Source organism: Sphingomonas sp. 35-24ZXX (assembly GCF_000786215.1).
Classification (GTDB): Bacteria; Pseudomonadota; Alphaproteobacteria; order Sphingomonadales; family Sphingomonadaceae; genus Blastomonas.
This window is the reverse complement of record NZ_JROG01000003.1, coordinates 1,165,768-1,179,278: the sequence shown is the minus strand read 5'-3', so window position 1 is coordinate 1,179,278 and position 13,511 is coordinate 1,165,768. Positions and strand designations below refer to the sequence as shown.

Here is a 13,511-nt window from a genome sequence, read left to right as displayed (position 1 = left end):
TGCCCCGGCTTATGCGCCATCGGGCGCGGCTTCTCAAGCGCACAGCCGGGGGCTGGCGCCAGAATCACGTAATTTTCTTTCAACTGATCGATTAAATGTTACGGTCGCCAGGGCGGCGCGATCAACCTAGCCGGCCAGCTTGCGCAGGATGCGGTCGGCCAGCGGATCGTTTTCATCCATCATGCCGATCACGCCCAGCACGCCATCGGCATTGCGGCGCGCCACCAGCACGGCAAATTCCGCATCGCCGATGTCCACCGATGCAATCGGGGTAGACGGGCTGGTGCGCAACTTCTGGCGAGTCTCGTGCTTGCGACACAGTGCCTCTGCGCCTTCCTCGCGTGCGCGCTTGGCGCGGCGTTCGATCTGCACGATGGCCTTGAGGCCACCGACCTGCTGCATCAGCATATCGGCGAGGCCGCCGCGCGGCACATCGCGCCGCATCGCATGGCTCAGCACGCAAGCATATTCGGCCAGGCGCGTCTTGTCATAGCTCGCCCCGAAGACCAGCTTGACCAGCGGCGTCATCGGCGCGCGTGCCTGGGCGGTAATGCCGCTTTCGCTGAGCAGGGCCGCGTAATCGTCGGGACGCCCGCGCGCGGCGAGCGCAAAATCATAGGCGCGGCCGATCGCAGCGTACAATGCGATGCGCGAACGCTCGTCGCTCGCCAGCGCGGCTTCGACATGGGCGCGAGCATAATCGAGCAGGTCGGCCAGCGCGGTATCGCCGCCGGGCAGCGCGACCGCCGGGAAGGCATTGACCGCAGGCTCGCTGGCATCGCCGCCAAAGCCGATCTCGATCAGCCCGTCTGCAACATCGTCGAACATCGCATAGCCATCGAGCGGCAGCGGTTCGTCCATCGGATCGATCCCGATTTCGCCGGGTGCCAGGATCTGGGCGGGATCGTCTTCCCACACCGGCAGGGCGGGCTTGCGCGGGGCCTGCTTGACCGCTTCGTCGATCTGCAGGATCAGCTCTTCGGTCAGCGCCCGGTCCGCCAGTTCCTTCCAGTTGATCACGCCATAGACGAAATCGATGGTGTCATCGTCGGTGGAGAAGGGCAGCAGGATGCCGCGATACATGATCGTCGATCCGCGATCGTTCACATATTCGGCCTCGAAGCCGATCGGTGCCTGGTTGGCCAAGATCTGCATGTAGTGATCGGTGATTCGCGACAGCAGCGACCGGCCCGGGACCTCGTCCAGATAGGCGATCGCTTCGGGAAGATCGCTCTCCTCGCGCAGCGCCTTGCCGATGAACGGGATGGCCGGATTTTCGATGCCCGAGGTGAAATCGAGCAGCACGCTGTGCGGTCCGAAATCCTCGATATTCTCCGGATCGAGATCCTCGATCGACGGAAATACGCGGCTTCCCAGCAATTTGGCCCAGTAGTTGTAGGCGCGCACATGCATGCGCCGCTCGTCACTGCCGAAGGACTGGGGTGGGTCCATCAGCGCCTCGTCATCGCATTCCGCCGCAGCCATTGCCTGCTCGGCAGCGTCTGCGTCGTCATGGCCGTTCGCGCCATCGCGATATCCGCGCAGAGTATCCATGCCTTGGTCCCAATTCGTGTTCAACTTGGGCAATGTCTCGCAAGGAGGTAAAACTAGGGTTAATTCAAGCCCCTGAAAGCGTTAGCCAGATGGACAATGCAAGCGGTGAGGCACGATGCCCGTCTTCGCGCGTTGTTACGCGCAAGGCGTCTTGCATCCTGCCCGCGCTGCTGATAACGGCACGCCTCGCACCGGCCAAACTCAGGCCCGCGCCGCTTTAGCTCAGTTGGTAGAGCACATCATTCGTAATGATGGGGTCACGTGTTCGAGTCACGTAAGCGGCACCACCTTTTCACAAGGCAGAGCAGAAGTTCCCAGCGGAAAGGCGTTCCGGCTTGGGGCGTTCGTGGGTGCTTGCTGGGGCGAAACAGGCCCGCAGCTCAAATGCCATTGGCCGTCAAGCCGCTCCGCATTAAGCCGGATTGCGCCAAATCCTGAGCCAGGCGATGTGAAAAGCAGAGGCCTGGGAATTGGATCACGTCCGAGAGGGTTTTTTACGAGATACAGTCAAATTGACATGGATTTGAGAATCTCCTGCATCCACTACACCCTTTTATTACCTTGATTTCAGTACGGGGGATTCTATGGGTCGTCAGGTCGCGCACACCGCAGCAGTGCGGTGTTTCTTTTATGGCGTGAGCCTCGCGGCTGTCAGCGCTAGCCTGTGCTCCCCGGCCTTTGCGCAATGTGCGCCTGATCCGACGCGGCCGAATGAAACCACGGTCTGCGGCGGCACGGACGCCAATGGCATTATGGTCAACACCAACACCACGACCGTTCGCGTCGATGCTGGCGCCACCGTTTCGGCCACCGTTCGGCCGGCAATCCTCATCGACATACCCTTGTCGCAACCGGCCTTCCGGACATCGACCGTCACCGTCAATGGCAACGTCCTGGGTGGATCGCAGTCGGGCATCGGCGCCTTCTCGGGCACCCCGGTGTCCAGCCCCACCTTCTCCGGAAACGAACTCAGGCTGGCGCTGACCGTGTCGCGCGGTGCCAGCGTGACCGGACAGACCGGCGTGCTGCTCGGCACCTCGAGCGGAAACATTTTCGGGCGGGCGATCGCGACCGTCGACAATGCCGGAACGATCACGGGCTCCAGCGGGATTGCCTTGGCGTCGCAGAATTCCAATCTGGCCTATTTCGAATCCGTTACCAATCGCAGTACGGGCTTGATCGGCGCCATCAGTGGCATGGTCTTGCGGCTCGACAATGCCGGCACGATCAACGGTGGCAGCAACGCCGCCATCAATTTCCAGCAGCCCCAGGGCAGTTCTGCATTCTTCCCCACACTGACCAACTCAGGTATCATCCGGTCAACCAATGCTGTGTCTACATTGGCCAATCCGCCCGCTTCTTATCAGATCACCAATAGCGGATCGCTGCTCAACACTGGCTCGGGCACCGCCGTAAACGCGGCGCGGGTTCAGATTACCAATGCGGCTGGCGGTGTCATTTCCAGCGTGAGCAATGCGGCCATTGTTGCCGGTGAATCGCTGAACCTGACCAACAGCGGCACGATCACGGGCAACATCATCGTCAACGCGGCCCTCGGCCAGCAATCCAGTAGCAGCATCGACAACCGTGGCGGGGCCATCCAGGGCAATGTCACCTTCGGCGGCACCAACGACCTGCTGGTTGCCCGCTATGCCGGCAATTCGAGCTTCACGACCGGAATCAGCGGCACGATCAACGGCGGCGGCGGCACCGACACGTTGGAAGTGGTCTTTGCCGGGATCCACACCGTCAGCACCCGCTTCACGCTGCCAACCGGCTTCGAGCGGCTGGGCATCACCACCGACACCGGCGCGACGGTCACGCTAGCGCCGACCTATACCGATAGCGCCACGATCGTGATCGGCGGCGGCGGCACTTTGGTCAACCGTGGCACCATCGCCGCGGCTGGCCAGGTTCTGGTTTCCGGCGGGTCGGTTCTGAGCCCCGCGATCGTCAATGAAGGCACGCTTCGCACGACGACCGCGATACCGAACCAGTTCGGCATCCAGCTTTCGTCTGCCAGCAGCTTCACCAATACGGGCACGATCGGCCTCGCCGGGGACGGTGTGTCGCTTTCCCAAGGCGCCTTTACCAATTCCGGCACGATTACCGCTGCTGGCAATGCACTGCGCGTGTTCGGGCCCCGTTTCAGCAACAGCGGCACGATCCGTTCGACGGGCGGTACGGCGGTGGATCTATCTGGATCATTCGGCTCCGACTGGTCCAATAGCGGCACGATTGCTGGCGCAACCACCGGGCTGGTGTTTGGCAACAGCGTCTTCGTCAACACCGGCGCGATCAGCGGAACGGTCACCGGGGTGAGCCTGGGGTTCGGCGGCAGGCTCGAGAACAGGGCAGGCGCGGTGATAACCGGCGGTACGGCAGCGATTGCACCCTCGTTCGCGATCGCCAACGCATCGGTCACCAACGCCGGCGTCATCAACGGCAATGTGAGCCTGGTAGGGCAATTCCCCAGCGCAACCAGCTTCGGGCGGTATTTTGCCGAGGTCGGCGGCGTATTGAACGGAAACCTGACGCTCGGCCGCAGCGATGCCCTGATCACGGAACTGGTCAATCCGGGGACCGGGCGTTTTGCCGGGATCAACGGGACGGTGACAGCCAACCAATCGGTCTTGCGCTACCGCGTCCGGGCTGACGGCTCGGCATCGTTCGACACGGTCGCCGGCTTCGACGATATCGGCTACGAACTGTACAACAACGCCAGGCTGGTTCTGACCCGCAGCGGCGTGGCCAGCACGGGCCTGAGCCTTGCTGGAAACGGAACGGTCGATATCAATGTCGACATTGCAACGATCACCACGCCAGCCATCCAGCGCCAGAGCCTGCTTGCTCCGGGTGGGTTCAGCAGCACTCCAAGTCAGCTGGCGATCACCAGTCGCGGCAACCTCTCGCTCACCCGGTCTGACCAGAACAGCTTTCCCTTCGGCGTGGTTGCGCTGGGGTCGATGGATACGTTCACAAACCTCGGCACCATCACCTTGCGCGATATGGCAGCCACCATATTCAGTCCCCTGGTCGCCATTGCCGGCGGAAATGCCGTCACCAACACGGGCAGCATTTCGCTGAGCGGCGGCATTGGCGTGCGCGATGCCAGGTCCTTCACCAACACCGGTTCGCTGACACAGATCGCTGGCGGGCGCGCTGCGCAGGGCGTCGTCAACGTTGCGTCGGTCACAAACTCCGGCACGATCAATGTCGGCGGAACGGCGGTCGAACTTCCGTCTGCAGGCGTGCTGATCAACTCTGGTTCGATCACCAGCACTGGCGGTACCGCGGTCGTGGGGACGACGTCTGCAAGGATCACCAATCTGGCCGGGGCCACGATTGCAGCGGCCCCAGGACGTACTGCCATTCAAATGGGCGGCGGGCAGATCATCAATGCCGGACAGATTATCGGCGATGTCAACATGGGCTTCGCCCAGTTTGGACCCTCGCCATCGCCCGGGACTTACATCTCGCGCGGCGGGACGCTGAACGGCAATCTGCTGTTCGGCTCAGGCAGCGATCTGTTCTTTGAAGTCGATGGAGTTCGCGGTGTCACCGGTACGATCAACGGCGGTGCCGGGTTCGACATCTATGGCTATTCGCGCACATCCAACGGGACCGTGACGCTGGGTGCCATTCCGGCGGTCAATTTCGAAGCGTTTGCTGTTGAAGCTTTTGGCTCGGATACGACCGTCACCATCAACGCCGACGCGCCACTTTCAACCAACATTTTTGTCAGCGGAAATGGCTCGATCGTTAACACAGCCTCCACGACTGCAGGTCTCACTGGATTGACAAATTCTGGCGGGTTCGTTTCGTCAAACGAAGTGCAGCTGAGTTCGTTGACCAACAGTGGAACGTTGGGGTTTGTCGGGCTAGCGACCCGTCAGCTAGTTAACAGCGGAAATGTCGGCACGCAGGCCCTGACCAACCGGATTGCCATCGCCGTGGGTGCAACCGGCAGCTTGAACGTTGAAAACAGTGGAATTGTCACCACGGGCGGCTTTGCGTCTGCCATGTCACTCTTGGGGACTGAACTTTCGACATTCCGTTTTGTGAATTCGGGAACGATCCGCAATGGCGGCGTGACCGCTTCGCTGGCATTTCTGCCCGACACAGCCGACACGATTGCTACGATTGCCAACAGTGGAACAATCAGCAGCGCGGTTGAAAACAGGGCGGCGCTGCGGATCGATCAGTTCAACGTCGCGGCTGCGAAACTGACATTGAACAACAGCGGGATTCTCGAAGCTTCCGGGCTCGGGGGCGCCGGCCTGGAACTAAATGCACAGCCAACGAGCAGCATCGCGCTGGATTTGGTCAATAGCGGCACCATAAGGGCCAATGGCGGCGGCCAGACATTTTTCGGAAACCGGCCATCGTCGTTGAGCGGGCTCGCGATCGGCGTGCTGATCAACGCAGGCCATTCGACCGGTTCGACCATCACCAACACCGCCACCGGTCTGATCGAAGCATCCGGAGCGCAGTCGATCGCGCTGGCAACGTTCCAGCACGGGCTGACGCTGCGAAACGACGGCAGCATCACGGGTGCGGCTGACAATGCGCCGCGCGCTGCCGATGCTGTAGTCCCCCTCGCCACAGCCATCCAGACGTTCGGCGAATTCACCGACACCATCGTCAACACGGGCCGCATCACCGGATCGATCAATCTGGCCGAGGGCGCAGACACCATCGTCAACACCGGTCTGATCGACGGCAATGTGTTCCTCGGCGCGGGCGATGACATGTTCGTCCAGCGGGCAAGCGCCAGCCTGATCGGAACGGTCGATGCGGGCACCGGCACCGATGCATTCGTGCTCGACGCCAACGGTGGCGGCGCGGTCAACGGCGACCAGTTCATCAACTTCGAAAGCTTCACCCAGACGGGGTCGGGCGACGTCACCTATTCGGGCCTGTTCCGCTTCGACACCATCGGCATCACCGGCGGCAGCGCAACGGTGCTTGCGGGCCAGACCTTGCGCACCAATGGCCCCGTGACCATCACCGGCAGCGCCTCAAGCGAGCGCATCTTCAACAACGGCACGATCGCCGGCGGCCTCTCGCTGCTCGGCGGAGCGGACGTGGTGATCAACGCAGGCACGATCGGCGGCACCGTGCTGCTGGGCGACGGCGATGACACATTTGTCGAGATTACCGGAAGCTCGGCAGCCGCAGTCGATGGCGGCGCGGGGATCGATCTGTATCAGGTCGTGCTCGCCGGAAACCGCAACGGGATCGGCGCGCGCAGCGGCTTTGAACAGCTGGCGCTCACCGGAAGCGGCCTGCTCGATCTCAGGCTCGACCAGAGCTTCGATGTCGTCCAGCTGCTCGGCACGTCGCTGAACGCGCAGCTCGCGGGCTTTGCGATCGGTGCGGTGTTCGGGTCGGACGGCAATGAGGCATTGACGCTCGATGGCGATATCGCCTTTGCCTCGATGGGCGGCGGCAATGACACCCTTTCGCTCGGCAGCGTCATCGCGGCGGGAAGCTATACAGGCGGCGCGGGCAATGACGCGCTGCGCTTCACCGCAGCCGATGCGATTGTGCTGACAGGGTCGGCCAACGGCTTCGAACAGATCGCGCTGCGCGGCGATACCCTCATGGTTGCAGGCACATTGGGCGCCGCAGGCGACGCGTACAGCTTTGGCTCGGGCGCGCAGCGGCTTGTTGTTGCGTCAGGCGGCACGGTTGCAGGTGCGATCGATCTGGGCGACGGCGACGATGTCTTCCGCCTGCTCGCCGGGGCCAACAACCAGGCCAGCGTCAGCGGCGGCGCTGGCACCGACCTGTATTCGCTGAACCTCAATGGTGACCGCACCGGGATTGGCGCGCGCAACGGGTTCGAGCAACTGGCGATCGATGGCAGCGGTACGCTGACACTGACGCTCGATCAGAGTTTCGATGTCGTCCAGCTGTTCGGCACATCGCTGAATGCGCGGCTCGCAGGCTTCGGCATTGGCGCAGTGTTCGGGTCTGATGCCAACGAGGGATTGACGCTCGACGGCGATATCGCGCTGGCATCGCTGGGCGCGGGAAATGATAGCCTGACGCTTGGAAGTGCGACCGCAGGCGGAAGCTATTCTGGCGGCACCGGCGATGATGCGCTTCGCTTCAGTTCGACCAATCCGGTCGTACTGACGGGGTCCGCCACCGGTTTCGAGCAGATCGCTCTTGGCGGCAACAGGCTGGTCGTGGCCGGAACGCTGGGTGCTGCGGATGACAGGCTGAGCTTTGGTGCAGGCGCGCAGCAGCTGCTGGTGGCGGCGGGCGGAACGGTGGCAGGCGCCATCGACCTGGGCGAGGGCGATGATGCCTTCCGCCTGGAAGCGGGTGCGATCCAGCGCGGCACCATCAACGGCGGCGCGGGGACCGACCTGTATTCGATTGGCCTCGCGGGCGACCGCACCGGCATCGGCGCGCGCAGCGGGTTCGAGCAACTCGCGGTTGATGGCATCGGAACGCTGACGCTGACCCTCGACCAGAATTTCCAGTCGATCTTCCTCGCCGGAACAGGCCTCAACCTAACGCTGGGAGGGTTCTCGGTCGGCACGCTGATCGGCTCGGATGCGGCAGAGGTCGTGCGGATCGATGGCGGCGTTGGTGCCGTATCGCTGGCGGGCGGCAATGATCTGCTCGCGATCGGCACAGCCAGTGCTGCAGGGCAATATCTCGGCGGGGCAGGGGCCGACTTGCTGCAATTCACGGCCAATGGTCCGGTCACGCTGAGCGGCGTGGTGGACGGGTTCGAGCGCATCCTGCTGGGTGGCAATGCCCTCACCGTGACTGGAACGCTCGCCAACGACGGGGTGATCGATTTCGGCGCGGGCGATCAAGACATCAGCATCGCGGGCAGCGGCATCCTGTTTGGTCAGACCGACCTGAGGGATGGCAACGATCTCTTGCGTATCGCAGCAGGCGCGCGGCTGGGCGGCAGCATCGCAGGCGGCAATGGCGTCGATACCATCGCGCTGACGCTGGACGGCAACCGCAGCGGCATCGGTCAGCTGACCGGCTTCGAGCGGCTCTCGCTCGATGGCAATGGCGTGCTCGGGCTGGCGCTGACGCAGAGCTTCGAGACGGTCAGCCTGTCGGGCGTAGGCCTCAACCTGGCCGTGGGTGGCTTCACCATCGGAGCCATCAACGGAACCAACGCGATCGAGCGCGTGGCCGCCGATGGCGATCTGAGCAATGTCGCGCTGGGCGGCGGCGATGACCTGCTGATGCTGGGTGCCGCGCGGGCTGCGGGCGTGTACTCGGGCGGTACCGGGCTGGATTCGCTGATCTTCACGGCGACCACGCCGGTCACGCTGGCGGGGGTCGTCACCGGCTTCGAGCAGATCGGCCTTGCGGGCGGCAGCCTGACCGTTGCAGGATCGCTCGGCGGAAGTGGCGAGACGATCGCATTTGCCGATGGCAACAAGCTTCTGGCCATCGCATCGGGCGGACGCGTCACCGGCACGATCGACCTGGGCAACGGCAACGATCGTTTGCGTCTGGCGGAGACCGGTGTGCTGGCCGGCACCGCGCGCGGCGGCGCAGGCATCGACACGATCATCCTCGAGCAGGCTGGAACGCGATCAATATCGGCCGATCAGTTCACCGGGTTCGAGCGGCTGCAGACCGAAGGCCTGGGCACGCTGGCACTGGCCAGCGGTAGCTTTGTCTATGAACGGGTCGATGCTGCGGGCTCCCTCAGCATCGCGCGGCAGGCATCGCTGCTGACGCGCGATCTCGTTTTCAATCAGGGCGACAATCAGCTGACCGTCGATGGCGGCTTCATCGGGTCGGTCGACGGCGGTGCGGGTGCCGACCGGATCACGGTCACTGGCGGCAGCACCAGCGCGCCGGTCATGTTCGGTTCGATTGCGCGTGTCGAAGCGTTCACGATGAACGACGGCCTTGCCACCATCGCCAACACCGCGTCGCTGGGAACGGTCGAACTGGTCCGGGGACGGCTGATCGGTCTTGCGGGTTCGACCATCGATGCCAGCCGCATCAGCGTGGGCAGCAATGCCATTTTCGGTTCTGCCGGCACGGTGAATGGCAATCTTTCGGTGTCCGGCATTTTGAGCCCGGGGGCTTCACCCGGCACGATGACGGTCAACGGCAATGTTGCGCTGGGCAGCGGATCGCTTTCGGTGTTTGAAATCTCGCCGACGATTTCCGACCGGCTGGTTGTCAATGGCAGCCTGAGCATTGCGTCCAATGCCACATTGCAGCTGACCGCCGACCAGGTCATCGAGCCGGGCCGGACCATCGATCTGATCACCACGACCGGCGGGGTCACCGGCACGTTCGCTACCATCATCAAGCCAGCAACGCTGTTCGGCTTCGTCGCGGTGCGGGGCGGGTCGGTGCAGCTGCTGGGTCAGTTCCTCAACGACACCAGCTTCTCGCCGCAGGTCCAGCGCACCATCGATTATGTCAACGCGGTGCTGGTCAGCGGCCAGTCGTCCGCCGCGCTGCGCGCCGCTCTGCCGCAGCTGATCAACGCCCAGGGCGTTGCCAGCACCACCGGCTTCAGCCTGGTGTCGGCAGAAGCCTATGCCAGCGCGCAGCATATCGGTATCGATCAGGGGCTTTCGGTCGCCGATGCCGGGCGCGGGCAGGCGTTTGCAACAAACCGTACGACGCCGGGCCTGTTCACCTTTGCCAGCGGCTTGACCAGCTATGGCAATCTGGAGGCGCAGGCTGCACGCGGCACGGCGGCGGCGCGCACGACCGGCTTCGGCTTCCTCGGCGGGATCGGCTACGGCAGCCAGGCAAGCGCGTTCGGGGTGTTCGGCGGCTATGTCGACAGCACCCAGCAGATCGGCCACATTGGCGCCAGGACCGAGGCGGATGGCTTCGTCGCGGGTGTGCATGGCCGCCTGACCAGCGGCAGTTTCGGGCTGAAGGCGACCATCGCCTATAACGGCAGCAACGGCGTCACCCGGCGGGTCGTGCCCAGTGGCCGCACTGACGCCCGCTTCGATCTGGAAGGCTGGATCGCCGATGTGAGCGCGCACTACAATGTGGCGATGGGCGACAACTGGGCCGTTCAGCCCAGCGTCGGCATGACCGCGATCCGCTCCACACGCGGTCGCGCGACCGAGACCGGTAGCACGCCGTTTGCCCTCAATGTCGCAGGAGACAGGCAGAACGCGGTGTTTGTCGATGCCGGATTGAACTTCAGCGGGGGTGTCGAGCCGGACTCGATGGTCAAACCCTATCTGTCATTGGGCGTGCGCTATCAGGTCCAAGGGGAGGATACCGCAGCATTGGCGGGCTTTGCGGGTTCGGGCCAGGGCCTGGGGCTGCGGCTGGTGTCCGAAGGCGCAAGCCGCACCCCGCTGCGCGCAACCGCAGCATTGGGGGCGGATGTCGTGCTGTCACCGCAGTTGGTGCTGTTCGGCGCTGCCAGCCTGGAGGGCGGCGATGCCGACACCCGCTATGGCGCCCAGGCAGGCCTCAGATTTGCGTTCTGACCCAAGCGGTTGGGGGCCTGCAGACACCAGTTGCCGTTGGTGACGATGGCGGCTGCACTTGGCGGCCCCATCTGGCGGTCCCACTCGCCGGTAATTGCCGGGTGAATTGGCACGACCGCCTCATTAGCGATTGCCGCTCCCTTGCCTCCTACAGCACCAGGAGCTTGTCCCACAGCATGTAGGGCAGGATCGAGGCGTGGTCGTCGGTCCAGGCCGGGCCGAGCGGCTGCATCAGGGGTTTCCATCGCGTGTCGCCGGAAGCCGCGCGCAATGTGTCCAGCGTTGCGCGATCACGCGCCAGAACGACCCAGTGCGATGCAATGGTCCGGGATGCGCTGGTGGGTTCGTCTGCCAGCTGCAGCGCATACAAGCCGCGCTGTTTCGCCAGCGCGGCAATGGCAGGTTCCAGCCGCATGAAACTGTTGCTGATATGGATCAGCAGCACGCCATCGTCTGCAAGGGCTCCCATGTAGATGCCGATCGCCTCGTCGGTCAGCAGATGCAGCGGGATGGAATCCGACGAGAACGCATCGACCGCCAGAACATCGAAGCCAGCCTTCGGCAGCTTCGCCAGTTCCAGCCGAGCATCCCCGATGATGACTTTGGCCTCAGGCGTGCAGTCACGCAGGAAAGTGAACGCGCCGTCGCGGGAGTAATTCCATACGACGGGATCGATCTCGAAGAATGTCCAGCTCTGGCCCGGGCGGCTGTAGCACGCCAAGGTTCCACCCCCCAGGCCGACGACACCCACGCGGGCCTTCTGGCCGAACAAGGCCTCGGTCTGGGCCAGCACGCGCCCGGCCCCCGATCGGGCACCGTAATAGGACAGCGGGGTTCGGCGCTTGCGCGGGTCGAGCGACTGCACCCCGTGGATCGTCGTTCCGTGCAACAAGAAGCGCGTTTTGCCCGCTTCGTCATCGCGGATGCGATACACCCCGAAATAGCTCCGCTGCGTATCCGACCGCGCCATGGAAGCGATCGTGTCGAACCCGCCCTGCGCCAGCATCAGCCCGCACATCAGGGCGACGAACAAGGCCCGCCATGCCAGGCAGGCGACCCCGATGAGGATGATCGCGACCAGCGCCGCGCTTGCCAACACCGCATGGTCTTCGCGGATGCCGGTGTTCAACGGGCCAAACGCCAGGATCAGGCCGATCGTCGTGAGCGCGAAGGCCAGCCTCCGGGCGCGGGCCGGTTCGATGCCGAAACGCTCGGGCCAGTCGAACAGAACCGGTAGCGGGATCAGCAGGGCTGCCGTGACAAGCAGAAGGGGATGTTCCCATGTCCAGCTGAACACCAGCGGCGCAATCAGCGCGGTAAACGCTCCGCCCAGCGCGCCGCCCAGCGACATGATGAAATAGTATTTGGTCAGCTCGCTATGGTGCGGCCGCAGGCTGTAGAGGCGGCTGTGCAATGCTGTGCAGATCGAGAAGAACAGGATCAGCGTCAGCACCAAAAGATAGACCGACGCTTGCTGTGTCGAGCTCATCATCACGCGTCCGCTCAGCAGCATGATGACAGGGGTCGCGACGAGGAACAGCTGCGCCAGCGTCTGGCGGCTGGCGAAGGCGACCATGAAGCTGAGCAGATAGAGCGCCAGCGGGATCACCCACAGTAGCGGCATGGCGACGATGTCGGTGGTGAGGTGCGTTGTGGTCGACAGCATCAGACCCGATGGCACTGCAGCCAGCACCAGCCACAGTGCGATCCGGCCCCGCGACAGGGGCGTTGCTGTCTCCTCATGCGTGTCAGCCAACGGCGCGACGGGCGCGACCGCGATATCACGCCGTGTCCACGCGGCGAGGCAGACCAGGCCGATCAGAACGCAAAAGCCGACCGACCAGGCCCATACCTGGGTGCTGGTGCTGATCAGCGGTTCCACCAGCAGCGGATAGGCGAGCAGCCCTGCCAGGCTGCCGAAATTGGAGATCGAATACAGCCACCACGGCTCGCCCGCCTTGGGATCCGCCACATACCAGCGCTGCATCAGCGGGGCCTGGGCCGAAACGAGCCCGAACACCGGGCCGATCGATACCAGCAGCAGCAGCGGGATGAACAGGGCCTCGAGCCCGGGCTGCGTGGGCACCCATGTGCGCAGCGTGATCGGCAATGTCAGCACGGCCAGCAGCAAAAGCCCGATATGCAGGATCGCCTGGCGCTTCAACGGCTGTTTCGACAACCACAGGGCGTATCCATAACCGCCCAGCAGCAGGGTCTGGTAACTGAGCATCGCGCTGTTCCAGACGCTGGGCGCTCCGCCGACCAGCGGCAATGCCAGTCGTGCGACCATCGGTTGGACAAGAAACAGCAGGAAACTGCCGGTGATGATGGTCGCGAAGAAAACAGCGCGCGAATTGAAGCCAGCCATCATTCTTCCATCGTTCCAGCAGCCGGGTGTTGGGCTTTCTGCCAACAACGCGTTCTGCCTTCGCATAGCCGGAACAGGGTTAACAAGTCCCTACGCGGCGGCTGGCGGCCGTATCC

3 protein-coding genes and 1 tRNA gene are annotated in these 13,511 nt (G+C 63.6%); 2 read left to right on the top strand and 2 right to left on the bottom strand.

All coding sequences use genetic code 11. The features are described 5' to 3' along the window. Positions 1 to 126: 126 nt before the first annotated feature. Entirely contained in the window at positions 127 to 1,554 is a 1,428-nt protein-coding gene (locus LI72_RS08020; RefSeq protein ID WP_033925171.1) for a PAS domain-containing protein, read from the bottom strand. A 211-nt stretch (positions 1,555 to 1,765) separates the two neighbouring features. On the opposite strand from LI72_RS08020, the gene LI72_RS08015 reads away from it, so the two are divergent. Together LI72_RS08015 and LI72_RS08010 are read left to right on the top strand one after the other, a co-directional pair. Next, positions 1,766 to 1,841: transfer RNA gene (locus tag LI72_RS08015), tRNA-Thr, on the top strand. 465 nt (positions 1,842 to 2,306) lie between these two features. Beyond that, positions 2,307 to 11,027, top strand: a complete 8,721-nt coding sequence (locus LI72_RS08010) for a hypothetical protein (RefSeq protein WP_156139528.1) — start codon at positions 2,307 to 2,309, stop codon at positions 11,025 to 11,027. A 148-nt stretch (positions 11,028 to 11,175) separates the two neighbouring features. On the opposite strand, the gene LI72_RS08005 is transcribed toward LI72_RS08010, so the two are convergent. Continuing rightward, positions 11,176 to 13,395 carry a fused MFS/spermidine synthase gene (locus tag LI72_RS08005; RefSeq protein ID WP_052129658.1) on the bottom strand — a complete coding sequence of 740 codons (2,220 nt, stop codon included), beginning with the start codon at positions 13,393 to 13,395 and terminating at the stop codon, positions 11,176 to 11,178. Positions 13,396 to 13,511 lie beyond the last annotated feature (116 nt).